A 26,520-nucleotide genomic window follows, 5' to 3' on the forward strand; every position below is an offset into this window, starting at 1 on the left:
GTTCAGTCTAATCGATTTCAATCGAAAAAGGGAATGATGTAGGCTGCTACTTTTTTGAATAAGGTATAGAAGAGGTTTCCCTCTACAAATGCTTAGGGATGGTTCATAATGAAGAAAAAAGGGAAGGAGTGTTCGCTAAAATGACAGTGACCTTTCACGTTGGTCGATCGGGGACGGGAAAAAGTGAACAAATGATCCATGAGGTCATTCAAGAACTGAAACAAAATCCGAGCGGACCGACGATTTATATGATTGTACCGGACCAAATGTCGTTTGAGATGGAAAAGAAAATGGCGACAGTCGATGGTTTGCATGGCTCGACGCGCATTCAAGTCCTTTCGATGCGCCGTCTCGCCTTTTTGATGATGCGGGATGCCGGCGTAGCGACAGATCAATTCTTAGACCAGACGGGGACCCATTTGTTGTTACGGAGGGTCGTCGAGATGAGCGAAGAACGATTGACCTTGTTCCGCCGTACGATGAATCAGTTCGGATTTTATGAAGAATTGAACCAATTGATCTCGATGTTGAAGCGAGGGCTTGTTGAACCGGAACATTTATTACGGTTAAGCGAACAGGCGCAGCACCGTGCTCTGAAGCTACAAGACCTTTCCATCATCTATGAAGGATTTTTAAAGATGACGGAAGGCAAGTCACTCCATACAGAAGACTATTTCAACGTCATGTTGCAAATCATTCCGGAGACAGATTTGACGGATGTACGTGTCTATGTGGACGGATTCAACGAGTTTTCAGAGCAGGAGTTGGCGGTGCTCGTCGCACTCGCAGAGAAGGTCGATGTCGATGTGTTGCTGACAATCGATCCTGTCTTCTTGTATCGCCTCAATCCATTGTTTGGACCGACGCAGCGGACGCTCATGCGTTTCAAAGAACTGTTGGCAGAACGGCAGATTCCTTCTCGAGACAAGCTGTATGATACCGTCTATCGTTATACGCATCCGAGTCTCCGTTATCTAGAGGCTACATTCGACCAATTGACGGCGGAACCTTACACTGGTTCAGAGAACCGAATCGATTTACATGCCGCAGTCGACCGAACCGTCGAGGTGGAGGCGGCCGTTCGAGAAGTCATTCGTCTGACACGTGAAGAAGGATATCGTTATCGGGATATCGCACTTGTATCGCGTTCACTCGAAGAATATGGTGATTTGGCATCTCAGGCGCTACAAAAGATGGGACTGCCCTATTTCCTTGATGAACGGCAACCAATGCTCGACCATCCGCTCGTCGAACTGTTGAAAGCAACGATTGAAATCGCTCTACGTGGATATCGAGAAGAGTCCGTATTCCGTGCCCTTAAAACAGAACTCGTCGTCCTTGATCCGGTGCATCGTCGTACGTCGGTTGACCGGCTTGAAGCGTTCGTTATCGAACGGGGGATCAAACATTATCATTGGCACGACGAATGGCAGTTGCGTCGTCGTTCCGGGGAGGAAGCACGCCTCACGAGCGAAGAACTCGATATTGAGGCTGAGCTGAATCGGTCTCGGGAACGTGTCATCGAAACATTTGATCCATTTCTATCAGATTTAAAACAGGCGAAGACGATGCAGGCTTATACGCACGCCATGTATGCCTTTCTAGAGCGTGTCGGTGTATTAGACTGTCTGACGCACTGGCGCGATGAGGCGATTGAAGAGGCGGAACTACTCGAAGCGCGTGAGCATACTCAAGTATGGGACGCGGTTTTGCACTTGCTCGAGCAGCTAGAAGCCGCAGCTCCGGAAGAGACGTTGTCAACGGACTTATTCCTCCAGATGATGGACACCGGACTCGATAGTCTCCGCTATGCCTTGATCCCACCTTCGCTTGATCAATTGACGATAACGGATTATGTGCGTGGTCGATTGATAGATAAGAAAGTCGTCTTCCTGCTCGGAGCGAATGAAGATCAAATTCCTCTTGTCACGACACAGTCGAAACTGTTGACCGATCAAGATTTGGATTTCATGCATGAGAATGGACTTCGTGCCGGTAAGGCGACAGAGCACTTGTTCGATGATGAAACGTATTACCTATACAAAGCTGTGACGGCACCGAGCGAGCGTTTATACATTAGCTACGCACTAGTCGACAGAACGGGGAAAGCCGTTCAGCCGGCGCGGTTTATCGCTGACTTGAAGGCGCGACTTCACCAAAACGTCATCAAGACTCATTTTGCTGAAGCAGGTGAACACCGACCACGTGATCAATTCGCCTTTTTGACGAATGTGAATCAGACGGCGGCGGTGACGGCACTTGAACTTCAGCGGTTGAGTCGTCATTATCCGATTCAAGATATGTGGTTTGCTGTCTATAATGAACTGTTGAAGCATCCGGATGGACGGGAACGTCTCCAGTTGTTGACGAGCGCGCTCTTCTATCAAAACATCCCGGAATCGTTGGACGATCGTGTCGCAAAATCGCTTTATACTCCGTCGATTCGGGCGAGTGTCTCACGTCTCGAGACATTCCAAGCCTGTCCGTTCAAACATTTCGCAAGTTATGGCTTGCGTCTGAAGGAACGACGGTTGTATCGACTCGAGGCCCCGGATATCGGGAATCTGTATCACCGGACCATCGAACATATGTCGCAGACGGTGAAGATGGACGGAAAGGAATGGCGAGATGTCACCCCGGACGAGTGCTCCCATTTAGCGGAGCAGGCGGTCGAGCTCGTGACCCCAGAGATTCAGCATGCCATCTTGATGAGTTCGAATCGTTACGCCTACTTAAAGAAAAAATTGACGGACGTCGTCAGTAAGACGGCAGAAGTGTTGATTGAACAATCAAAACGAGACGGCTTTGACCCGGAAGCGTTTGAACTCGCGTTCGGCAGCGGACAATTTCCACCCGTTTCGTTCACATTATCGAACGGGGCGACATGTGAACTAGTCGGTCGAATCGACCGTGTGGACACTGCGATGGTCCACGACCAGCTATACGTCCGAATCGTCGACTATAAGTCGAGTAAACGTGAAGTCGACTTTGCAGAAATTTATTACGGTCTGGCGATGCAGATGCTCATCTATTTGAAGGTATTGATTGAGCAGGCAGAGGTGTGGACAAAAGAGAACGTCGCACCTGCTGCGGCGCTCTATTTCCACGTGCACCGACCACTCGTTCCACCTGCTAGTTCTGAAGAAGAAACGCGTCAAAAAGTATTGGAGTCGTATCAGATGCAAGGGCTATTAGTAGATGACCCGGAAATTTTAGAGATGATGGACCGCTCGGCGAAAGGCTCATCCAAAAAATCAATTGTCATTCCGGTCAAATATAAAAAAGATGGTACGCCTGACGCCAACACTTTGAAGAAAATTGTGACGCCCCCTCAACTTGAGCAGTTGATGGACCATGCGTTCGACGTCGTCAAAGCGAGTGCCGAGGAGATGTACAAAGGAAAAATTGACGTAGAACCTTATGAATATAAAGAACGGCGCCCGTGTCAGACGTGTCCGTATCAGAGTGTCTGTCATTTTGACGAAGCGCTCTCGAATGCGCCTCGTAAATTGAAGAAGCTCGAGAAAGAAGAGGTATTTCAGGAGTTAGGAGGCGATGACCGTGAAATGGACGAATGATCAGTTCGCCGCGATTGAAGCAAGAGGGAGTCACGTGCTCGTCTCGGCTGCGGCAGGGTCCGGAAAGACGGCAGTTCTTGTCGAGCGGTTGTCTAGTCGATTGCTTGACGAAACGGATGAACTCACGGCAGACCGGATGCTCGTTGTCACCTTTACGAACGCGGCAGCGGCAGAGATGAAACGACGAATCGCAAAGGCGCTTGAAGAGGCGTTGCGCGACGACCCGACAAATGAATATGTCCGAAAACAGCGACAAATGTTGAACCGGGCGCTCATCACGACCATCCATTCATTTTGTCTAGAGGTGATTCGTGAGAACTACTACCTGTTAGATTTGGATCCCGCGTTCAAGATTGCGGAAGAACGAGACCTCGTCCTCTTGCAGGATGACGTCTTAGAAGAAGTGCTTGAGGAAGAGTACGGGAAACAGGATACCGACTTCTTCGCTCTTGTCGATGCGTATACGTCAGACCGTGGTGACAGTGAAATCGAGGATTTGATTCTTGGCTTATATCACTATGCGCGTACTCTCCCAAACCCTGATGCTTATTTAGATCATCTCGTATCCATGTACACGTTCGGAGAAGATCCTGATGAGGAAGCAATCCTGATTGAGTTTGGACAGATGCTGTGGCATGACATCGAAAAAGCCGTACGAGATCTTCGGAAACTTGAAGCGGAGCTTCGGGTCGCCGGGTATGAGCCACAGTCTGAAAACATCCGGCAAGCGATTTTTCCGTTCGAACAGCTTGAAGGGGAGACCATTGTCTGGAGTGAACTCGAGACGGCGGCTCGTGCGATGAAGTTTGGCACGATGAAGGCTGTTCCGAAAAAAGAGGAGCACCAGATTTACCACGAGGTCCTTAAACCAGTTTACGACCAAGCGAAGAAAAAATTGACGGCAGCGGTGGAACAGGCTCGAGTCAGCGGGGCGGACTTATTGGAAAGCGTCTCGATGCAACAACCGCTCGTTGAAACCCTCGTTAGAACGGTCCGTGCGTTCGCCCAAGCCTATGAGCAAGCGAAGCGCGACCGTGCTTTTGTCGACTTCAGTGACTTGGAACATTATGCGCTCGCCATTTTACGACGAGACGGGGGACCGTCCGATGTTGCAGCGCTCTATAAAGAACGTTTCGCTGAGGTACTCGTTGATGAATACCAAGATACGAACGAGATTCAAGAGACAATCATCAACTTGGTCGCAAACGAACTAGAGGAAATCGGGAATTTATTTATGGTGGGCGACATCAAACAATCGATTTATCGATTCCGCCATGCAGAACCGGGTCTTTTCATTGATAAGGCGACACGCTTTAGACAGGCGAACACAGGAAAACGGATCGACCTCTCTCAAAATTTCCGAAGTCGTTCCGAAGTCCTCTACGGAATCAATGATTTGTTCGTCCAGCTCATGGACGAAGAGGTCGGTGAAATCGCATATGATGAGGCGGCACAACTTGTTCCTGGACGTGAGTATGAACCGATTCCGGCGGACCCTGAGTTTATTTTAGTCGATGGCGCGAGTCGTGAGTTATCGAAGCAAGAAGTAGAAGGGCGGGCAATCGCTACTCGCATCTTAGAACTCGTATCGGGAGACGAACCGTTTAAAGTGACGGATGAATCAACTGGTCAACTCCGAAACTGTGAATATCGGGATATCGTGATTCTCGTTCGTTCGAAAAAAGAACGTGTGGAGCAATTGATGGACATTTTGACACAGTACAATATTCCGGCCTACACCGACTCGGATGGCGGGTATTTTCAAGCGACCGAGATTCGGATGATCCTGGCACTTTTGAAAGTGATTGATAATCCACTTCAAGACATCCCACTTGCCGGTGCGCTGCGCTCCCCGATGTTCCGTTTTGATGATAGCGAGTTGGCACGGATTCGACTTGAATCAGAAGATTCTTTCTATGAGGCGCTCAAGGCGAAAGCGGATGACGATGATGAGCTTGGCGTAAAATGTGGCGAGATGCTTGACCGCCTCTCCCGTTGGCGTACTTATGCACGAAATCATAGCCTGTCGGAATTGATTCAACAGTTATTCAATGACACCGGGTTTTATGACTTCTCAGGGGGATTACCCGGAGGAAAAGGGCGGCAGGAAAACTTGAAGGCACTTTATGACCGGGCCCTAGCCTATGAGCGTAGTGGCTATCGAGGTCTTTATCGCTTCTTACGTGTGATGGACCGACTACAGGATACTGGTGAAGATTTGTCAGAGGCGCGGTCGCTCGGGGACGAGGAAAACGTCGTTCGTATCATGACCGTGCACAAGTCGAAAGGACTTGAGTTTCCGGTCACGATTGTTGCCCAACTCGGAAAACAATTTAATAAACGCGATCAAATGCAACGTGTCATTTTCCACAAACAGTACGGCATCTCACTCGATGCGATTGACGTCGTGACACGTACGAAATCGGAGACGTTCGTGAAAGAGATGATTCGACGAGATTTAGATGCGACGATGAAAGCGGAAGAGATGCGCGTGCTTTACGTGGCCTTGACACGTGCGAAAGAAAAATTGATTCTCGTGGGAACGGTAGGCGAACCACTCAAACACCTTCAGCAGTGGCTTCAGGTCGGTCAATCTGGAGATCTATTGGCGAGTGAGGCGAGGCGAGAGGCAAAAACGTATCTCGATTGGATTGCACCGGCGCTTTTACGCCTTCCGAGTGCCACTTCGTTTATCGAATCATTCGGCTTCACGGTTCCCTCTACTTTCCAAGAATCGACTTCATGGATTTATCGTGTCATCGGAGAAGCGGACCTTGCGGAGATTGCGACTCTACAAGAGATGATGGCACAGTTGCACCACGTCCAACGATTTGAAGCAATCGATTTTCCGATTCAAAATGAAGAAGAGACGATTCGTGCCGTTAAGCGGGCTTTGACCTACGAATACCCTGCACGGGATGCGGTACGTACGGCGGCGAAACAGACGGTGTCCGAACTGAAGCGGGCGATGCAACTCGAACAGGCCGCTTTCGAAGATCCGGTACGTCCGATCGATACCCCTTATCGGGAACCGAAATGGCGTCAAGTCAAACAGACCGGTGCGGAACGCGGGACGACGTTACACTTGATTTTCCAACTGGCTGACCCGAACCAACCGATTGTCGACCAAATCAATCAATGGGAAATGCAAGGGATGCTCAGTCCGGTCGAGGCAGAGACAGCACGCCTCGCCATCCCCGATATCGAGATGTTTTTCCAAACGGAAGTTGGTCAAGCGCTCGCCGATGCACTAGAGCGCGGGACGGCATGGCGAGAGCTACCTTTCACCTACACGGTGCCGGCCGAACGCGTCAATCCGGATGGACACTTCACGGATGAGCATGTCTTAATCCAAGGGATTATCGATTGTCTGTATTTCGATGGGGACTCGTATGTGCTTCTCGATTATAAATCGGATGCTGTCACGCATCTATCCGATTCCCGGGAAGAGGCACATGAGCGATTGCGAGATCGATATGCGATTCAACTACAATTATATCGAGAGGCGATTGAGACGATCTGGAATATTCGGGTCGAGCGGACTTTGATTTATTCGCTTGATCTGCAGGAAATCGTGACCGTGTCGACTAAATAAATGTGAATAAATGAAGAGCGATGTCAGCTATAGGACATCGCTCTTTTCCTATGTGCAAATTCACATTCGATTTCGTTGACAATCGAGTTGGAGAGGAGTAATTTATTTTATATAAAGAATTGTTCCGTTTAGAACAATTCGATTCGGAACGATAAAGGAGTGAATGAGAATGACCGAGACAAATACAAATCGGGCACGGGAGATGATGCAATCATTTTGGCGTGTGCAGCGTGTCCTGATTCGTCTCATGCATCAGACGGCGCAACAAAACGATCTCACATTACCTCAACTGCACGGTCTGATGATGTTGAATGAACAGGGTGCGATTACGCAAAAGGAACTGGTTCAGCGAACGAGAATGCCAAAGAGCACGTTAAGTCAATCGTTAGATGGTCTCGTGGAGAAAGGATTGATTCGTCGGGATATCAACCCGGATAATCGGCGAGAAGTTGTGTTGACGATTGACCAATCGGGCAAACGTTTGATTGAAGAGATTGAGCGACAAGAAGAAGGAACGGAATATCAATTGAATCAAATTTTGTCTCGTCTCGATGAGGATACGTATCATCATATGCTTACAGCCCATCAACATATTGCGGATGGATTGAATGAAGGGCTCACAGATTGTGAAGGAGTGTGTCGACATGATTAAGTTATTGAAACGTCTCGTTACTTATAAATGGGCTGTTCTGATGGTTTTATTGTTTGTGTTCGCGCAGTCGTTAGCAGATTTATTTTTACCGACGTTGATGGCGGACATTATCGATAATGGGGTCGTGACGGGCGATACCGGCTACATTTGGCAAATGGGCGGAATCATGCTTGGTGTAACGGGACTTGGAGCACTTGCTGCTATTGTGGCCAGTTTTTATTCTTCAAAGGCGGCGATGGGATTTGGTCGTGACTTACGAAGACGTGTGTTCAATCATGTGGAACGCTTCTCGCTTGAAGAGTTCGATCGTGTCGGGACGGCTTCGCTCATCACACGGACGACAAACGACATCACGCAAGTGCAACAGGTCATCATCATGATGCTGCGAATGGTTGTGAGTGCGCCGATCATGTTTGTCGGTGGATTGATCATGGCGACCTCGAAGGATGCGACGTTGTCTCTTGTCATTGTTGCCGCAATGCCGGTACTCGTCATCTCGATTTTCCTCATTTTTTGGAAGGCGATGCCGTTGTTTAAAAAGGTACAAAATCGATTGGACCGGCTCAATCTTGTTCTCCGAGAAAATCTGACGGGCATCCGTGTCATCCGAGCTTTCAACCGTGAAAAAGAAGAACAGGTTCGATTGACGAAGGCGAATGAACGGTTGACGGACGTCTCAATCAAAGTGAACCAAATCATGGCGTTCCTCATGCCGGTCATGATGCTCGTGATGAACTTGACGGTTGTCGGCGTCATTTGGTTCGGAGGGATTCGGATTGATAACGGTGCGATGCAAATCGGAGATTTGATGGCGTTCATTCAATACGTCATGCAAATCATGTTCGCGCTCGTTATGGCATCAGTCATGTTCATCATGGTTCCTCGGGCTTCTGTGTCTGCCAACCGGATCAACGAAGTGCTCGAGATGGAACCTTCACTGATTGATGACGGGACAAAGACTGCGGACATTGAGCAAGGGACACTCGTATTTGATAACGTGACCTTCTATTATCCGGGTGCTGAAGAACCAGCGCTATCCGATGTGAGTTTTTCAGCGAATCCAGGTGAGGTCACAGCGGTGATTGGGGGTACGGGGTCAGGTAAATCGACACTCGTCAATCTGATTCCAAGATTTTACGATGTGACGTCGGGGACAATTCGCGTGAATGGTGTTGATGTCCAAGCGGTTCCACAACAGGCACTTCGTTCGAAGATCGGGTTCGTTCCACAAAAGGCGTTGCTGTTCACAGGTACGATTGCTGAGAACATTCGATATGGGAAGACCGATGCAACAGTGGAAGAAGTCGTTCATGCCGCATCCATCGCGCAGGCAAGTGACTTTATCGAGAAGATGCCAGACCGATATGAGGCTGTGATCGAACAAGGTGGGTCAAACGTGTCAGGTGGTCAAAAACAGCGTCTGTCGATTGCGCGAGCTCTCGTTCGGAAACCGGATTTATATGTATTCGACGACAGTTTCTCGGCACTTGATTTTAAAACGGATGCCGCCCTTCGCAAAGCGTTAAAAGAAGAAACGAAAGATGCGACGGTACTGATTGTTGCACAACGTGTCAGCACGATCATGGACGCCGACCGAATCATCGTTCTAGAAGAAGGAGCCGTTGCCGGAATCGGGACACATGAGGAATTATTTGCGACGAATGCGGTCTATCAAGAAATCGTGAAATCGCAATTGTCTGAGGAGGAAATCGCATGAGTGAGAAACAAGCAAATACGCGACAAACTCATGGGGGACACGGCGGTCCAGGAGGTCCGGGCGGTGGAAATATGATGATGATGGGCGAAAAGCCAAAAGCATTCAAAGTCACGTTCCGTCGTTTGCTTGCCTATTTGAAACCACGGCGAAACACGTTGATTGCTGTGTTTGTCGCGGCGATTTTAAGTACAATCTTTATGATTGCCGGTCCGAAAATCATGGGAATCGCCATCACCGAACTGTTTGAAGGGGCATATGCGAAGTTTACAGGTGTGCCAGGGGCAGAAATTGATTTCACGAGAATCGGACAAATTTTGTCGCTCCTCGCTGGCCTTTACGTCATCAGTAGTCTATTCAACTACGTGCAACAATATTTGATGTCCGGTGTTGCCCAAAAAACGGTCTATGATTTGCGCGAAGACGTGAACAAAAAGTTAGAACGACTTCCGCTCAAGTATTATGACGGACGCTCGAACGGGGAGACATTGAGCCGGGTGACGAATGACATCGACTTGATTGGGAGTACGCTACAACAGAGTGTCACGTCATTCATTACTTCCATCGTTACCATCATTGGGATTTTGATTATGATGCTGTCGATCAGTCCTCTGTTGACGGTCATCTCTCTTGTGTCCCTTCCGCTCACGATTTTTGCGATTCGTCCGATTTTGAAACGGTCGCAACAATATTTTTCCGATCAACAGCGTCACCTTGGACAACTGAACGGCCATGTGGAAGAAATGTATACAGGGCACGCGGTCGTCAAAGCGTTTGGTCGGGAAGAGACAGCTGTGCGTGAGTTTGACGATGTGAATGAGGAGCTTTACGATGCAGGACGGAAAGCGCAATTCATTTCCGGAATCATCATGCCGATGACGATGTTCATCGGGAACATCAGCTATGTATTGATTAGTGTCGTCGGCGGTATTTTGGTCACGCAGCGCAGCATCTCCATCGGGGACATTCAAGCGTTTATCACATATACACGTCAGTTCACCCAACCAATCACCCAGACAGCGAATATCGCGAACATCGTCCAGTCGACGGTTGCCGCGGCGGAACGTGTATTTGAACTGTTGGATGAAGAAGAAGAAGTGAAAGATGTGACGACCTATCAATTAGAACGTGCCGAAGGAAATGTCACGTTCCGTCATGTCGATTTCGGATACGGTGACGACCTACTCATTCAAGATATGAATCTCGATGTGTTGACGGGCCAAACGGTGGCCATCGTCGGTCCGACAGGCGCCGGCAAAACGACATTGATTAATCTACTCATGCGTTTTTATGAGTTGAACGGTGGAGAGATATTCATCGATGGGAAAGACTCGCGTAAAATGTCGAGACAAGATTTGCGACATACGTTTGGAATGGTCTTACAGGACACGTGGCTATTCAACGGGACGATTCGTGATAACATCGCCTATGGGAAAACGGGAGCGACTGAGATGGAAATCGTCAACGCGGCGAAAACGGCGCATGCGGATGCATTCATTCGAACATTGCCAGACGGATACGACACCGTGTTGAATGAAGAGGCCAATAACATTTCACAAGGTCAAAAACAGTTGCTGACGATTGCGCGAGCAGTATTGGCGAACCCACCGATTATGATTTTAGACGAAGCAACGTCGAGTGTGGATACGCGTACTGAGATTTTGATTCAACAGGCGATGAAACGGCTTATGAATGGGCGGACGAGTTTCGTCATCGCTCACCGTTTATCGACCATCAAAGATGCGGATTTGATTTTGGTTATGGACCAAGGTCGGGTCATTGAGCAAGGAACACATGAATCGCTTCTTGAAGCTGGTGGTTTTTATGAAGAACTTTACAATAGTCAGTTCGCTGAAAAAGAAGTCGTATAACTGGAATACAGGTTTTGGGGCAATGTGAATAGGCAAAAGACGTACGAGATGAGTTTCGTACGTCTTTTTATTTTGTGTAACAATTACAAATCCGTTAAAATAAAAAAATGGGATAAAAAATGGAGGAACAATTATGGTTAAAATCTTACTTGCGGAAGACGAAGAAGTGCTACGCATGCTTGTTATGGATACATTAGAAGATGAAGGATATGACATCGACGAGGCACAAGATGGAATTGAGGCCTATCGATTGATTGAAGAAAATGAATATGATTTGGTCATTGTGGATCATATGATGCCCGGTATGACAGGGCTTGAAGTGATTGAAAAAGTACGGAAGTTACCAGGGCGACAAGAGACGAAAGTGATGATGTTGACGGCGAAAAGCCAACAATCTGACCGTGATTGCGCGAACGAGATTGGTGTCGACTACTTCATTTCTAAACCGTTCAGCCCACTTGAACTCGTCAAAATAATAGGAGGCATCGTGAAGTGAAAAGGTGGTTTAAACAAAAACTCGGACGCGACATCATGGTCGTCCTTTATTCCTTCCTCGTCATTGCATTGGTCGGATCGGCATTGACTTATGTCTATATCGAGAACCGTTTGGAGGCGAACGAGGCGAGATTGCGTCAGGTCGATGAACGCGTTAACCGTTTGACTACGCTTTGGGATGAGTGGCAGGCTGACCAATATGATACACGAGGATATCTCTTGTTCGGCGACACAGCATCGCTCGAACGTTCACGTGCGAATGAGGCGAAGTTCCAACAAGAAATCAATTGGTTCAAAACACAAGTTCAGACGCGCCAAGGAGAATTGTTCGCAGAAGATCTTCAGCAGTTCCACGACTTTTACTATGATGTGATCATTCCGGTGACGTATGAATATGCCCAAGCGCAACAAGATGGGGAAGTCACAGAGACGTTTATCGATGCTCAAACGATTGCCGAGTTGCCGACGGCTCAGCGCTTGATTGATCAAGGACTCGTCCAATTTAATCCGCAACGTGGAATCGACATCCTCGGACCGATTGATGAGGTAGAGTCTGCGCTCGGAGAATATCGTGAGTTGATGGCATCTGAAAAAGAGGCCGTCTACGTTGAATGGCGACAGAACAACAATATGCTTCAATTCTTGTGGATCATGAGCATCGCCTCGTTCGCCGTATTGATCTTATTGTTTGTCCAGCCGTTCCTACGCCGTCAAACACGTTTGATTTCACGACTTTCCATCGCATCGAACCGCTTGTTAAAAGGGGAAATCGTTGATTTGAGCGATCAGATGAAACGAGAAGATGAGATTGGGACGATGTCTCGATCGTTCCATAAGATGGCTGAGACACTTCGTGACAATGAACGACATTTGATTGAAAAAAACCATGAGTTGCAAGCACAACAAGAAGAGTTGATTGCCCAACAAGAAGAGTTGCAGGCACAGCAACAAGAGCTAGAAGAAATTCTAGAACAGACACAACAGAACGAACAACATCTCGCGTATCGGAATGAATTGACGGAGACGTTGGCGTCACGCGATTCGCTTACAGCCTATCCTGAAATCATCGAGAAACTGGTCACGATTACAGATTCGGAGGTCGGTGCACTCGTCTTTGTGGATGAGTCCGGCACGTATCGCGTGACGAGCCACGGTTTGAACGACACGTTGTCTCGTCAGTTACTCGATAGCGAAAATTCTGTATTGACGCGCGCGATGACATTGAAGACGACGGTACATTCGTCGAAACAAGTCGCAAGCGACCATCCGCTCCCGTATCCGTACTATATGTTTGAGACGGCGGTACCGGTCCATGATCCGGCAGATGATTCAATCATCGCGTTCATCTATCTGGTCCGATACAAAGATCGCTTCACCCAAACACAAATGGGCGACATCATGTCATTTGCTCGTCAACTCTCACTTTCTCTCTTACGGATGCGTCTATTTGAAGAGATGAAGCGTGAGAAAGGCAAGACAGAGCGAATTCTCGATTCGATTCGAGAAGCGGTCGTCTACATCGACCATTCGACGAATGATGTGTTCGTCAACCGTCCACTCTATGAGATGTTCCCTGAGTTAAGTGACGTCAGTTCACAGGACCTCGAAGAAGAAACGTGGGAAGAATGGCGCAATCGCCTAGTTGAAACGGTCGATCAGGCGGAGGACTTCACAAAGTATACGAATCGCCTATTCACCGAAGATTTCCCACATGACAGTGTCAGCTTCTCAATCCGTAAAGGCGAAATGAACTTGCAGATGTATGCGGAACGCATCATTGTAGGTGGACTTTCAAAAGGTACGCTTCTCGTCTTCCGTGATATCACGAGTGAAACAGAGGCGGAGCGATTGAAGAGTGAGTTTATCTCAACGATTTCGCATGAACTGCGTACGCCGCTCTCGTCCATCTATGGATTCACTGAACTGATGGTCAAGAAACAGTTGCCGAATGAAAAACAGGCTAAATACTTGGAGACCATTCACTCCGAGACGGAGCGTCTGACACATCTCGTCAACGACTTCCTCGATGTGCAGCGAATGGAGTCCGGTAGCCAAATGTACGACCGGGAACAGCTTGATATCGAGCCGGTCGTCCGAGACATGTTGACGTTCTATGAGGCATCGTCATTGAAACATGAATTCGAATTGATTGCGGATGATGCACGTCCATATGAATTATTCGTCGATTGCCAGAAGTTCAAACAGTTGATGAGTAATCTATTGTCGAACGCCGTGAAGTATTCTCCAAGAGGTGGAAAAATCACGGTCGAACTTGCGCATCACGAGCAAATCGTGTCCATTAAAGTGAAGGACGAAGGAATCGGGATTCCAAGTGACGCGCTCGATCGCTTATTTGATAAGTTTTATCGTGTCGACAACTCCGACAGTCGTGAAATCGGCGGTACGGGGCTCGGATTACCGATTTGTCAGGAAATCGTCCGTGGTCACAACGGCCAAATCCATGTGGAATCGATTCAGCATGAGGGCTCGACGTTCATCGTTGAAATCCCAAGCTATGAGTACGCTGTCCAAGAGGCAGAGACGACTCCTGTATAATGTATGGGCCATCCCTTGAGGATGGCTCATTTTTTAGAATCGTTCGCTTGACCAATCGGGAGAGAGTTCGTGTACAATGAAGACTGTACAACATCATAAAGGGGGGCATTTGAATGCCACTGATTGCATTCTTGCACACGCACGTTACGAGCTGGATTTTGTTACTTATTTTGTTTGCCGTGGCCTATATCGGTTATAAGAACGGCAACAAGAGTGGAAAGATCGCACATATGGCGTTTCGACTCATGTTACTCATCGCATTCGGAACAGGACTTTATCTCTACCTTCAGTTGAATGGTGGCGGGACATTCTATCACGTGAAAATCACGGTCGGTTTATTAACTTTGATCTTCGGTGAGATGACGCTCGTCAAAGTCAAAAAGAAAAAACCGTCGAACGGACTATTTGGCGGATTTATCGTCTTGGCAATCATTACGATTTTCATCGGCTATGCATTGCCTTATGGACAATCTTTCTTCAACAGCTTTATTCAATAAGACGTTCCCACTTCGCACACCGAAGTGGGATTTTTTTGTTTGTACACAAATTATTAGGGGAAAATAAAAAATCAGTAATTACGACGATGAGGTGAAACGATGGATCAACAGATGATGGAATGGACACGAGTTTTACACGCGCGGAAATGGATGAAACAAACTGAATCATTTTTACCCTTATGGCACGGCTATATCGGCTACAAGTTCGGACTATTCGATGCGCTTCAAGGTGGCGCGAGCATGGCGGAGATGAATTTACGTCTAAAGCGCCCATTGACACAACTTGCGCTAGAGCGTTGGTTAGAAGTCGGGGTCGCCGTCCGTCATTTGAAAAAGAGAGGCTGGCGCTACTATCCGACGCGTGGATTGAAATATCAATTATCCGGTAACGATGAACGGAGCATCGGGTTCATGCTTCAAGAAATGATGGAGCTTCATATCCCCGCGTTAATCGCTTATCCGGAATTTCTAGAGTCTGGGAAGCAAAAGACGTTTGATGGAGCTGAACACGGTCAAGTCGTCGCGAAGACGTCGACACTCGTCGAAACGGTCGCATTTCCGATCGTTCAACAATTGTTACGACAGGCAAATGTCGAATCGATGCTCGATATTGGATGTGGGCACGGCGGCTACTTACGTAAACTACAAGCGCTCGAACCGAGTTGGGAACTGACGGGCATCGATTTAGAGGAAGAGGTAATTGAAGAGGCACGATCACGAGACGAGAGTGATGACATTCATTTTGAGGTCGCCGACTTCATGAACTGGGAAACAGACGAGCAATTTGATGCGGTGATGATGAACAATATGCTGTATTATTTCTCGCCGGAAGAGCGGGTCAAGTTGCTTGAGAGACTACGGGAACGATTAGAAGAGAAGGGGGTCGCCGTTCTTGTGACGCCGCTCGCCGAAACAGCGCTCGGTGGACGATTCGCTTCCGCGTTCAATGCATTCATGACACTCCACGATAATTTGTACCCGCTTCCGACCATTCCACAATTGCGCCGGCAGATGCAAGAAGTCGGTTTTGAACAAATCCGCTTCATCCCATTCATTCCGGAAGGTTCTTGGTATATCGTCATCGCCGAGCGAGGAAAGACAAACCTGCTCAATCAACCGATTCAAAATTGAACTTGTCTCCCGTCATTCCTATAATGATAGAGAAACATAAGAGACTATTCACATAGGGAGTTGTTGAGTGTGTCGAAACAAAGAGTTGCCGTTATTGGGGCAGGACCCGGTGGATTGGCTGCTGCGATGCTACTGGCGCATCGCGGGGTAGACGTCACCGTATTTGAGAAACAACCGTTTGTAGGCGGCAGAACGTCACGCTTAGAAGTAGGCGAATTTGCGTTCGACCGAGGACCTACGTTTTTGAATATGCCTTATATTTTAGAAGAAATTTTTGAAGAGACGGGACGTAATCTGCATGATTATGTCGAGATGAAACAATTGGAGCCGATGTATGATTTGTACTTTGACCGTGGGACGCGTCAACTCTCGATGACAACAGATCGTGATCAGATGTATCGTGCCATCGAAGAACAATTTCCTGGGAATGGGGAAGGCTACGAGCGGTTCATGAGTGAACAGGCGATCAAACTGTCTAAATTGATGCCTGTGCTTCAGACCGCACATGACAAGCTCACTGACTATGTCTCGTTGCGCGTACTTAAGGCGCTACCGTTTCTCTCAATCGGTAAATCGCTTTATGACGTCTTGTCCGAGTACTTCACGAGCGAAGAACTGAAGTATGCGTTCACGTTCCAGGCCAAATATTTAGGGATGTCCGCCTGGGAATGTCCGGGTGGATTCTCCATTCTATCTTACATGGAACACGCCTACGGAGTGCATCACCCGATCGGCGGAGTGAACCAGCTATGTCATGCGATGGCGAAAGTGATTGAAGAAGAGGGAGGCGTCATTCGTTTAGGCGAACCGGTAGAACGTCTTCTCATGGATGGTCGGAACGTGACGGGTCTCGTGTCCGGAAGTGTCCATTATGCGTTTGATGAAGTCGTGATTGGTGCGGACTTCGCACATGCGATGACGTCGCTCGTTCCAGACGGTAAACTAACGAAGTGGAGTCCGACTCAACTCAAGAAGAAGCGTTACTCGTGCTCGACATTCATGCTTTATCTCGGGCTCGATCACATCTACGAAGATGTGGCGCATCACTCGATTCACTTCGCGGACGATTATGAATTGAATGTCAAAGAGATGACACAAGAATTGAAATTGAGCGAGGACTTCTCGTTTTATGTACAGAATGCCTCACGCATCGACCAGACACTTGCGCCTCCTGGCAAGTCATCGCTTTACGTTCTCGTACCGGTGCCGAACAATTTATCTGGCCTCCCGTGGGAGACGTTACAAGCGACCATGACAGAGCGCGTTCTCGACGCGCTTGAGACACGTTCCCCTTACCGAAACATCCGTCAACACATCGAGGTGATGGAGGCGTTGACGCCTGAGGACTGGGAAGCGTTTGGTGTATATGAAGGTGCAACGTTCAATCTAGGGCACAACTTATCGCAGATGATGTATTTCCGCCCGCATAACCAATTCGAAGAGCTCGACAACGTCTGGCTCGTCGGCGGTGGGACCCACCCAGGAAGTGGGCTGCCGACCATCTTTGAATCAGCGCGGATCACGACGAACCTTTTGCGTGACCGTGCAGGTGTCGGCCGATGAATATTAGCTTTGTCGGAGCAGGGGTCGGTACACTATATGCCGCCCTCTTATTGACGAAACGCAATCCGTCACTTCAAATCACGATTTATGAGAAAGAGGACCGGGTCGGTGGACGCTTGAACTACGTGGAATTCGATAATGGGGCGAAAGTCGATGAAGGTCCAACCATCGTCTTATTGCCGAGTAAACTGAAACAACAACTGATTGAGGCGGGTCTTCCTGAACATGAAGTGGAGTTGATTGAAGTCGATCCACTTTACCGCTTACGTTATCAAGACGGGACATCATTCTATAAATATCGGGAAATCGAGAGACAGGCGGAAGAAATCGAACGAACTTTCGGCGAAGGAGATGCCTTCCGTCAGTACATGTCCCAAAAGAAAGAAGAGTATCGGATTGGCTTCGATACGTTTTTAGATCGTAGTTATGCCTCAAAAGCGGAGTTGTTCGAGCCTAAACTGCTTCTCCTTCTCATGCGGTTAAAAGCATATGAGACGGCTCATGCGAATATGAAACGCTTCTTTGAAGACGAACGTTTACGTGTCGCCTATAGTTTACAAACGCTCTATATCGGCGGAAATCCTTATGCCACTCCTTCGTTATATGGACTCATTCCTTATCGTGAACAAGAAGAAGGAGTCTGGTATGTAAAAGGAGGATATTTTTCGCTAGCGACGAAAATGGAACAAGAGTTGAAGCGTCGAGGTGTTCATTTCGAGATGAATGCTACCGTCAATCGTGTCCATGTCGAGGACGGGGTGGTCAATGGCATCACGGTCAATGACGAATATGTACCGTATGATGCAGTCGTCGTGAACGGTGATTTTCCACTCATGGAGCGCCTGATTGATGGTGTGACGCCAAAGACGTATGAACCGTCAAGCGGTACGTTACTTCTTTATTTCGCCGTCAACGGCGAACTCGACTTACCGATTCACCAATTCGATTTACCGAATGATTTTGAAGGATCGATGCGTACGATCTTTGAGGATGGTAAACTAAGTGAGTATCCAGCGATGTACACCTTTAATCCATCGCGAATGGATGTAACCCTCGCGCCAGAAGGAACGAGTGTATTATATGTTCTTGTCCCGGTTCCTCGAAAATTGGAACGAGAAGACTTTGAGGCACAAGGGACAATCGAACACCTATTAGGAAGAATCGAGGCATTCATGCCTGATTTCCGTGAACGCGTCATCGAGATGAAAGTCCGGACACCGATGGATGCTGAGCGATTCGGATTGTTCGAAGGAGGAAGTTTTGGGATTGCACCAAAGTTATCTCAGTCAGCCGCCTTCAAACCACAAGCGAGACCCTTCCCGAAAATCGAACGCCTTTATGCGGTGGGCGCATCCGTCCATCCATGCGGTGGCGTCCCCATCGTTATGATTGGGTCGCAATTACTTGTGAAAAAAATGGAAGAAGAAATGGGGGCAATGCATCGTGACGACACAAGAAGCGTATCGTCAATGTGAGGAAATCATGAAGAAGGGCTCGTTAACCTTTTACCGGGCCTTCTCTTTGCTCTCAAAACCAGACCGTCAAGCGGTCATGGCAGTATATACGTTCTGTCGCACCCTCGATGATGCGGTCGATGAATCAGACCGTCCAGAAGAGAGTTTGGCAGCATTTTTGCATGACTTCGACCGCTTTTTAGCTGGTTACGACCAAGATGAAGCACTATGGGTTGCCCTTCGTGATGTATGGAAACGCTATGACATGGACGTCGAACCATTCTTTGAGTTGGCGGAAGGGATGAAATGGGACTTACATAAGTCACGGTATGAGACGCTAGAAGAGACCGAGCAGTATAGCTATTATGCAGCGAGTACGGTCGGCTTGATGTTGCTCCCGATCCTTATCCCAAATCAGGACGAAGCGACGACACGTCAGCTAAGACAAGGCGCCATCGACCTTGGCATTGCGATGCAGCTGACCAATATTTTACGAGATGTCGGTGAAGATTTGAATCGAGACCGCATCTATTTACCACGTACGATGATGCGTCAGTACGGTGTGAGTGAAGAGATGTTACAACAACGAGAAGTGACCCCTGTCTTTATCGATCTATGGGAGGCCGTGGCGAATCGAGCAGAGTTCTTGTATGCACGGGCACGGGAAACCCATCATCTGTACCCACTTGCGAGTCGAAAGCCGGTACAAGCAGCGGCTCTTCTTTATGAAGGGATCCTTGATGCGGCCCGTGCGAATCGACATGACGTCTTCACGAAGCGAGCATACGTATCGACCTTACAAAAAGGAAAGTTGTTGGCAAAACTATAAGCGATTCGATTCCCTGTAGACGCTCGATGGCGTCTACAGTTTTTTGTACGCAAAAAAAACCACTTTTGGCGGGGGACCAAAAGTGGCGTAAGCGTTATGTGATTCATTCATCGGGGAAACGAATGAATCGGTTTGTGATGAAGCCCTAAAGATGTGCCGGGATTCATGGGGAATGAATCAGTTGGGACATCTTCGTCGAAACAGGATGCTTGATGGACTAAGGGGGAACATCATACGCAAGCTGTCTCAACTACGGGATACGAGTGGGGAAACTCGCTCATCACTTTTTCTCGGGTGTGACAAGTTCAAAACGCGATGAGGCTCGGGGAAGCCATTCGATCGCTACAGGTGTAACAAACGCTACAGAACTGCTTGAACTCGAATATGATATTATCACGTCTTTCAATTGTCGACAAGTGTCGAAACTCGCGTTCACAAAATGTTCATATTGTCAGAGGTATGTCCTCTAACATCGATCGTGCAGCGAATTGTCCTGAAAGCGTCACCATCGGACTTCCACCGCCAGGATGAGTCGAACCGCCAGCGAACCAGATGTTCGATACATCTGTCGATCGCGGTGCAGGTCTAAAAAATGCCCCTTTTTTCGAGTTGGCCGACGTGCCATAAAGTGCGCCATAATACGCATAAAAATCGCGAGTCAAATCTTGTGGGGTCACCCGCTTATGGTAGAGCACCTCTTCTTCTTCCCAATCCACACCGAACATACGTAATCGTCTGCGAATCAAATGCTCATACGTATCTGCATCAATTTCGGTCAGATGTGCCGGAGCATTGACGAGGATGAACAGGTTGTCTCCTGCCTCGCCCATCGACGGATCGGTTGCGGAAGAATTCGAAATATAGATTGTCGGTTCGTCTGCATAACGTTCTTCTTGGAAAAGTGCTTTAAATTCCCTTTCATAGTCGTCTGAGAAATAGACGTTATGGTGTGCCAAATTCAATCGTTTGGACAATCCGACCATCATGACGAATGCGGAAATCGAAGGTTCGACGGTATCGCGTGTCGGGACCGGGAAAGATGGGCGGTCTTTCGCGTCAACGAGTCGCGGGTATTGCGTCAAGAGTTCACCGTTGAGAAGAACGGCATCACACGAGATGACTTCTTGGTCATCGACGACGACCTCATGTGCTTTTCCGTTCAATACATCAATTTTCGTCACTTCATGACCGAGTCGGAACGTCACTCCGAGTTCGCTCGCCCGTTTGGCGAACCCTTTTGCGATATTCCAGTTTCCACCTTTCGCAAAATAGACGCCTTTATTCAATTCCAAATGTGCGATAAGGGCGAACGTACCTGGTGTCACGTATGGGCTGCTACCAATGTACGTCGCATAGCGGTCGAGCGCCTGAATAATGCGTGGGTCCTTGAAATATTTCTTGTGAAGGGCGTGCAAACTTTGAAGTGGATGCACTTTGACCATGTCCGCCCAAAGACCGGGATCCAACTTTGTGTCCATTTGTGTGAAGAAGCGCTTATTCGCAATGTCGAACAGCTTTTCCGCTTCATCTAGATAGGCACGCATCTGATTGTGTTTCAACTGGTCACCGGTCAAACGCCGTACTTCGACCTCAAGTTTTGCCCGATCGGCACTGAACGTGAAGGATGACCCGTCTGTGTAGTGGTTGACGGTATGTTGATCGAGCTTGATTAACTCAAAATAGTCATCCGGATTGGCCCCGCTATTTCGAATGACTGAACGAAATACATCCGGCATCGTGATCGTATTTGGACCAAAGTCGAACCGGTGACCGTCGGTTATAATGGGCATGAGTTTGCCACCGACATGTTGATTCTTTTCAATGACCGTGACGTCATAACCTCGTGCTGCGAGCGTGACGGCGGCGCTTAGTCCACCGAGACCAGCCCCAATCACTATGATTTGTTTCATACAATTGTCCCCCTTTAGACGTCTGCTTAGGAATAGTGACGACCTTTCCACGTGATGGGCAACCGTCTCCATTTACGAATGACGGCATTCCCGAGTAAGGTCAAGTAAGCGATTAAACTGAGTGGATGGTACCATGTACCGGACCCATTTGATTTCAGATCGACAGCGAGACGCGCGAGGAGCACGAAAATCGCTGCGCTAATCGTCTGCCAACTCGGTGAAAAGATCCAAGCGAGCATAGCCGTCAACTGGATGCCGTAATATGTCATGAAGTACAAGGCGAGTCCTACTGATTCATTCATTCCCTTGAATACGTTCTTTGAAAACCCGGTCCACACTTCTTCATTCGTTTCATACATGTCGCAGGAGATGAACGGGGAGACTTGAACGAGTGACGTGACTTTTTGATGACGTTTGAACGTTCGACATAAATCGATATCATCAATCAACGACGTTCGAATAGCAGCATGTCCGCCAACTTCCTCGTAGCTGTTCCGCTCGACGAGTACGTTCATGCCATTCGCCGCGGCAAATGCGGGGTGTTTCACTTTACGCCAAAACAAAGGCAGATGTTGGGCGATGAGCACGTGTTGCATCGGAATCAACAATTTCCCGAGAAATGTGGATGTCGGAAATTGAGGGAAACCTGATAAAAAGACGGCCTGCTCTCGAGCGAGCGTGGCATGCATGCGGGCGATAAAACTCGAATCGATCGTGACGTCCGCATCTAAAAAGAGAAGATACGGTTCAGTCGTGCGTGATGCTAGTTGATGACAAGCATGAACTTTTCCGGCCCAGTCATGGGGCAAAGGAACACCTTGGATGACGGTAAAACGGGTATCGTTACCGATTGCGCGATTCAATTTTTCATATGTATCATCCTCGGAGCGGTCCTCGTAGATATAAACATGAGTCCCATCCGGTATCGCCTGCTTTAAATTTGAAATCAGTCGATCGACGTGACGCGACTCATTGCGCATCGGGATGCAGACGGCTGTCGCCGGTGTGCGTCCTGGGTCGGCGAGCGGTCTCAAGAACGAAAGATTGATTAGGGTAAAGATAAACATCGAGAGGGTGAGCAGCCATAAGATCATGAACGTCCCCTCCCAAGTCGGAACATCGTTTCTGTCCATTCAGCAAGATTACGACGTGGTCGAAAGAGCGGCACATAGGCATCAGACCGAATGATGGCGTCTTGTCGCACGTCGTCATAGAGCGCTTCAAGTGCTTGCGCGATTTCCTGCTTCTGATCTCGTCGTGTCGTCGACGTCACGACTACTGTTCGAAAGCGGACATATACAAGGGGTTCCGCATGGTTCTCAAACGAATAGTACATGGCGCATAATTGGACGGGGCGGTCGTTCAGTAACAACGTCGCGCCAGACTCGATTTCGACAGGTCGAAGTTCCTGTGGCATCTCTTGTCCTTGAGGGAACATCCAGACGGATTTCCCGGACGCGAGCAATTCATTCGCATAAGCCAGTGAGACCCGTACATCGGAGAGACTTCCTTTTTTCACCGAGAAGGCACCGAGGTGTCGAAAGAACGGGAAGCGACGTAGTCCATCCTCATCCATCAACACATGAATATCGTGTCGTAAAAAATGTTCATTGATCATATACATGATGAGACCGTCCCACCACGCGCTATGTGTACTTAAAAATAATCCGGGGGTCGGAACGTCGTCCGTTCGGATATAAATGTTATGGAAGGTGGGACGTATTTGACGTTCCCGCACGAACGTCGAGAACAGGTTATTGAACCATTTCTTTTTGTGTGACTCGATCATCGCGCCCCCTCCTTTCAAGTAGAATCACTCCGGATGTGAGGATGCTGAGGAGCCCGATGCCATAGAGACCTGCATTGACAGCCGTGACACCGAAGAGTGCGTGAAGCATGACGAACAAATAGACGCCGTGCCGGATGAACAAGGAATCAACAGCGCGTTCGTGACGCTGTAACAACCATGAGAAAATAAGGGATAACCCGAACCAACCGATAAAGTTTTGTGTCGGGATATCATAGTACAAGCCGTCATTCGCCCATTCCCAGTAGCCTTTCACGTTTGCCGCTACGGGATCGATTGCCATATCGAGCCATACGGCGAGAATCGGAACGAGCCATAAAATATTGTGGCGGAATGGGAAGAGACGGGCCACGGCAAAACTAGAGCCAATCACGGCAAGCCATGCCGCACCGATAGTGACAGGGACTCCAAACACTGTCGGACCGAACGCCTCAGCGTAGACGTATTCGCTGAACGGGAATCCCGTCTTCACGCCGAATGTCTCCACAGCGATTGAACCGAAGAAAATAAACGGAACAATCCAAGCTCCTTGTCGAATCCCTTGATAAAGAATCGTTCCACCAATCGCCCCGGCTAGCCATAAAAAGACGGGGTTTGCCCACTCGAGCCAAGGCGGAAGCAGGTCGAATCCAACTAAAATCAACCCAATGAAATACCAAACAATAAACCATTTCCAAATAAACGGATACACTTTCATTCCATCACCTCTTCTTTCATTCTAAAGCTCATCGAAGTCTTCGTCTAACAAATGCATGTACAAAAAAGAGCCTCGCTGAACGAGACTCTCAATTGGCCATCCGTTTTCGTCTTTTCACGAACGAAAAGGCGATGAATAAGACATAGAACGGGATGGCGATGAACCAAAATGTCGGCCATTCTTTCCAACGTGCGAACATCATATACGTCACATAGACGAGACTGATGGTAATGATGAACGAGTGACGTGGCAATGGTACATCTTTAAAACTCGGGATGCGAACACGGCTGACCATCAACAAGGCGAGCCCTGTGAAGAAAATCGGTGTCAACAGTTCACTGACGCGGTCACCGAACGTTGTGATGACAGCGAGAAGTCCCCCGGCGGCCGTGATCGGGACACCAGAGAAGTAACTCGCTGCAACGTTTGTCGCTGATAAATTGAAGCGAGCCAGGCGATAGGCACCGAATAGCGGGAAAAGTGCCGCAAAAAACAATCCATAATTGCCGTAATCAATAAAGAAGGTGTAATAAGCGAGCATCGCCGGTGCGACCCCGAACGTGACGATGTCAGCGAGTGAGTCCAATTCTTTCCCAAAATCGCCAGCGACCCCGAGCATACGGGCGAGGCGCCCGTCTAAACTGTCGAGCATCATCGCGATGATGATTAACAGTGTGGCGTTTGAGAAGTCACCACGTGCGGCGTAGACGATGGCGACGACACCACAAAATAAATTTCCGAACGTAAAGGAGTTTGGGACCCACGAACGGATACGTTCTTTCCACATAATTTTGCCCCCAGTAAGGTCATTGGCTGAACCAGTGCCCGTTTGTAAATTGCAGTAAATCTTCAGGTGTTAATTCGATTTGATAGCCGCGTTTTCCAGCAGAAATGGTGATTGTCTCTCTGTCTTGAGCTGCTTCGTGCAGATAGACAGGGAACGGCTTCTTCGCCCCAATCGGAGAGACTCCTCCTCGAATATAACCGGTCAATGTCTCGAGCTCTTTCATCGGGACGGTCGATGCTTTCTTCGCCCCCCAAGCTTTAGCGGCTGCTTTTAAATCGATGTCACGCTCTCCAGAGATGAGAAAGAAGGCATATTGCTTTTTCTCGTTCATGAGACAAATCGTTTTATACAGTTCGTCGAGCGGTTTATTCAATGTCATCGCCACATGTTTAGCTGAGACATCGGTGTCATCGACTTCATACGTATGATAGGTGAACGGAATCTTCTTCTGTTTCAGTTGCCGAGCGGCGTTTGTCAGTTGCATCTGACTCATCCTTTCGTGACCGACTCCTTTTAGAATAGCAAATCAACCAACTTCCCGGCAATTGAACTTCAAAAAACTTTTCAGTAAAGGAAGGAGTTTGAAGCAATGACGAAGAAATGAACAGTGATTCATTTTGAAGGGGGAATGGAAGTGGAGACGATTCAATTGACGACACACAATGGGGTAGGGTGGTTGAAACTGAACCGACCTGAAAAGCTAAACGCCTTGAACGAGACGTTGCTTCGTGAAATGAAAACGGCAATCGACACATTTGAACAGGACGACGCCGTTCGCGTCATCGTCCTTGTCGGTGAGGGACGAGCGTTCTCATCCGGACAAGATTTAACGATCGAGAGCGATGCGGACTATGGGGAATATTTAGAAGACGTGTATCATCCGCTCGTACGTGCACTTTTCTCAAGTCGTAAACCGCTCATCGCAGGGATTCACGGTGTCGTGGCTGGAGCAGGGCTCAGCTTGGCACTCGCGGCAGACGTTCGAATCGTCGCCAAGTCGACGAAGTTCAGCTCGGCGTTCATTAAAATCGGGTTGGTCGCGGATGCGGGCGGTCCATATCACCTGCGTCGACTCATGCGCGACGACCTTGCGTTAGATTGGCTCTGGAGTGGCAGTACGATTGACTCGGAGGCCGCGCGTTCATTCGGGCTCGTCACCGAGCTCGTGGAAGATGCGATGTATACGGAGCGATTGACTTCATATGCGGAGACACTCGCTGCGAAATCACCGGTCGCTGTTCAAGGGATGAAGGCGCTCATGCGAGCCGCTTCATTTGAGGATGGATTGAATGAAGAAATCGAATGGCAACGGAAGTGTGGGGACACGGACGTGCACCGCCAAGCGATGCAGGCATTCTTGATGAAATAAAAAAAGCGGCCGCGG

At 48.5% G+C, this 26,520-nt stretch carries 19 protein-coding genes; 13 read left to right on the top strand and 6 right to left on the bottom strand.

Annotated features, from left to right (window positions below):
- Positions 1–140 precede the first annotated feature (140 nt).
- From addB to KNO70_RS06660, 12 genes are all read left to right on the top strand, one after another.
- Positions 141–3,578: a helicase-exonuclease AddAB subunit AddB gene (gene addB / locus KNO70_RS06605; protein ID WP_214811575.1), complete on the top strand. Its 3,438-nt coding sequence runs from the start codon at positions 141–143 to the stop codon at positions 3,576–3,578.
- Complete coding sequence (gene addA, locus KNO70_RS06610; protein WP_483299132.1) at positions 3,562–7,173, top strand: helicase-exonuclease AddAB subunit AddA; 3,612 nt, start codon at positions 3,562–3,564, stop codon at positions 7,171–7,173. Before addB ends, addA begins: the two co-directional genes overlap by 17 nt.
- A 169-nt stretch (positions 7,174–7,342) precedes the next feature.
- Complete coding sequence (locus tag KNO70_RS06615; RefSeq protein WP_214811591.1) at positions 7,343–7,825, top strand: MarR family winged helix-turn-helix transcriptional regulator; 483 nt, start codon at positions 7,343–7,345, stop codon at positions 7,823–7,825.
- Complete coding sequence (locus KNO70_RS06620; RefSeq protein WP_214811594.1) at positions 7,818–9,542, top strand: ABC transporter ATP-binding protein; 1,725 nt, start codon at positions 7,818–7,820, stop codon at positions 9,540–9,542. The genes KNO70_RS06615 and KNO70_RS06620 overlap by 8 nt, the downstream gene beginning before the upstream one ends.
- Entirely contained in the window at positions 9,539–11,410 is a 1,872-nt protein-coding gene (locus tag KNO70_RS06625) for an ABC transporter ATP-binding protein (RefSeq protein WP_305798179.1), read from the top strand. The genes KNO70_RS06620 and KNO70_RS06625 overlap by 4 nt, the downstream gene beginning before the upstream one ends.
- Positions 11,411–11,543: 133 nt before the next feature.
- Positions 11,544–11,906, top strand: coding sequence for a response regulator (locus KNO70_RS06630; RefSeq protein ID WP_015880966.1), 363 nt, complete (start codon positions 11,544–11,546; stop codon positions 11,904–11,906).
- Positions 11,903–14,461: a sensor histidine kinase gene (locus KNO70_RS06635; protein ID WP_214689340.1), complete on the top strand. Its 2,559-nt coding sequence runs from the start codon at positions 11,903–11,905 to the stop codon at positions 14,459–14,461. The genes KNO70_RS06630 and KNO70_RS06635 overlap by 4 nt, the downstream gene beginning before the upstream one ends.
- 113 nt (positions 14,462–14,574) lie before the next feature.
- A complete protein-coding gene (locus tag KNO70_RS06640) occupies positions 14,575–14,958 on the top strand; it encodes a YisL family protein (RefSeq protein ID WP_214811597.1) in 384 nt (127 codons plus the stop codon).
- A gap of 99 nt (positions 14,959–15,057) precedes the next feature.
- Positions 15,058–16,089 (top strand): class I SAM-dependent methyltransferase, encoded by a 1,032-nt coding sequence (locus tag KNO70_RS06645; RefSeq protein ID WP_214685835.1) that lies wholly within the window; start codon positions 15,058–15,060, stop codon positions 16,087–16,089.
- A gap of 69 nt (positions 16,090–16,158) precedes the next feature.
- Positions 16,159–17,652, top strand: coding sequence for a phytoene desaturase family protein (locus KNO70_RS06650; RefSeq protein WP_214811600.1), 1,494 nt, complete (start codon positions 16,159–16,161; stop codon positions 17,650–17,652).
- A complete protein-coding gene (locus KNO70_RS06655; protein ID WP_214811603.1) occupies positions 17,649–19,127 on the top strand; it encodes a phytoene desaturase family protein in 1,479 nt (492 codons plus the stop codon). Before KNO70_RS06650 ends, KNO70_RS06655 begins: the two co-directional genes overlap by 4 nt.
- Positions 19,096–19,935, top strand: coding sequence for a phytoene/squalene synthase family protein (locus tag KNO70_RS06660; protein WP_214811606.1), 840 nt, complete (start codon positions 19,096–19,098; stop codon positions 19,933–19,935). Before KNO70_RS06655 ends, KNO70_RS06660 begins: the two co-directional genes overlap by 32 nt.
- Positions 19,936–20,378: 443 nt before the next feature.
- Here KNO70_RS06660 and KNO70_RS06665 read toward each other — a convergent pair whose 3' ends face one another.
- The 6 genes from KNO70_RS06665 to ybaK all read right to left on the bottom strand — a co-directional run bounded on the left by KNO70_RS06665 (position 20,379) and on the right by ybaK (position 25,620).
- Positions 20,379–21,845 (bottom strand): phytoene desaturase family protein, encoded by a 1,467-nt coding sequence (locus tag KNO70_RS06665; RefSeq protein WP_214811609.1) that lies wholly within the window; start codon positions 21,843–21,845, stop codon positions 20,379–20,381.
- 26 nt (positions 21,846–21,871) lie between these two features.
- Positions 21,872–22,939, bottom strand: a complete 1,068-nt coding sequence (locus KNO70_RS06670; RefSeq protein WP_214685851.1) for a glycosyltransferase family 2 protein — start codon at positions 22,937–22,939, stop codon at positions 21,872–21,874.
- Positions 22,936–23,634, bottom strand: coding sequence for a lysophospholipid acyltransferase family protein (locus KNO70_RS06675; RefSeq protein ID WP_214811612.1), 699 nt, complete (start codon positions 23,632–23,634; stop codon positions 22,936–22,938). Before KNO70_RS06675 ends, KNO70_RS06670 begins: the two co-directional genes overlap by 4 nt.
- Positions 23,600–24,349, bottom strand: a complete 750-nt coding sequence (locus KNO70_RS06680; protein WP_214758423.1) for a carotenoid biosynthesis protein — start codon at positions 24,347–24,349, stop codon at positions 23,600–23,602. The genes KNO70_RS06675 and KNO70_RS06680 overlap by 35 nt, the downstream gene beginning before the upstream one ends.
- Positions 24,350–24,437: 88 nt before the next feature.
- Positions 24,438–25,136 carry a CDP-diacylglycerol--serine O-phosphatidyltransferase gene (gene pssA / locus KNO70_RS06685; protein ID WP_074037646.1) on the bottom strand — a complete coding sequence of 233 codons (699 nt, stop codon included), beginning with the start codon at positions 25,134–25,136 and terminating at the stop codon, positions 24,438–24,440.
- A gap of 19 nt (positions 25,137–25,155) precedes the next feature.
- Positions 25,156–25,620, bottom strand: coding sequence for a Cys-tRNA(Pro) deacylase (gene ybaK / locus KNO70_RS06690; RefSeq protein WP_159561895.1), 465 nt, complete (start codon positions 25,618–25,620; stop codon positions 25,156–25,158).
- Between the two features lie 144 nt (positions 25,621–25,764).
- On the opposite strand from ybaK, the gene KNO70_RS06695 reads away from it, so the two are divergent.
- Entirely contained in the window at positions 25,765–26,505 is a 741-nt protein-coding gene (locus KNO70_RS06695; protein WP_240499870.1) for an enoyl-CoA hydratase/isomerase family protein, read from the top strand.
- Positions 26,506–26,520 lie beyond the last annotated feature (15 nt).

This window comes from Exiguobacterium sp. s181 (assembly GCF_018617125.1).
GTDB lineage: Bacteria > Bacillota > Bacilli > Exiguobacteriales > Exiguobacteriaceae > Exiguobacterium > Exiguobacterium profundum.

Coding starts and splice junctions, on each gene's coding strand:
- KNO70_RS06675 (WP_214811612.1), bottom strand. CDS start 23,634: ATGATCGAGTCACACAAAAAGAAATGGTTCAATAACCTGTTCTCGACG.
- KNO70_RS06640 (WP_214811597.1), top strand. CDS start 14,575: ATGCCACTGATTGCATTCTTGCACACGCACGTTACGAGCTGGATTTTG.
- KNO70_RS06615 (WP_214811591.1), top strand. CDS start 7,343: ATGACCGAGACAAATACAAATCGGGCACGGGAGATGATGCAATCATTT.
- KNO70_RS06665 (WP_214811609.1), bottom strand. CDS start 21,845: ATGAAACAAATCATAGTGATTGGGGCTGGTCTCGGTGGACTAAGCGCC.
- KNO70_RS06630 (WP_015880966.1), top strand. CDS start 11,544: ATGGTTAAAATCTTACTTGCGGAAGACGAAGAAGTGCTACGCATGCTT.
- KNO70_RS06620 (WP_214811594.1), top strand. CDS start 7,818: ATGATTAAGTTATTGAAACGTCTCGTTACTTATAAATGGGCTGTTCTG.
- KNO70_RS06655 (WP_214811603.1), top strand. CDS start 17,649: ATGAATATTAGCTTTGTCGGAGCAGGGGTCGGTACACTATATGCCGCC.
- KNO70_RS06680 (WP_214758423.1), bottom strand. CDS start 24,349: ATGAAAGTGTATCCGTTTATTTGGAAATGGTTTATTGTTTGGTATTTC.
- KNO70_RS06670 (WP_214685851.1), bottom strand. CDS start 22,939: ATGATCTTATGGCTGCTCACCCTCTCGATGTTTATCTTTACCCTAATC.
- addB (WP_214811575.1), top strand. CDS start 141: ATGACAGTGACCTTTCACGTTGGTCGATCGGGGACGGGAAAAAGTGAA.
- pssA (WP_074037646.1), bottom strand. CDS start 25,136: ATGTGGAAAGAACGTATCCGTTCGTGGGTCCCAAACTCCTTTACGTTC.
- ybaK (WP_159561895.1), bottom strand. CDS start 25,620: ATGCAACTGACAAACGCCGCTCGGCAACTGAAACAGAAGAAGATTCCG.
- KNO70_RS06645 (WP_214685835.1), top strand. CDS start 15,058: ATGGATCAACAGATGATGGAATGGACACGAGTTTTACACGCGCGGAAA.
- KNO70_RS06695 (WP_240499870.1), top strand. CDS start 25,765: ATGGAAGTGGAGACGATTCAATTGACGACACACAATGGGGTAGGGTGG.
- KNO70_RS06625 (WP_305798179.1), top strand. CDS start 9,539: ATGAGTGAGAAACAAGCAAATACGCGACAAACTCATGGGGGACACGGC.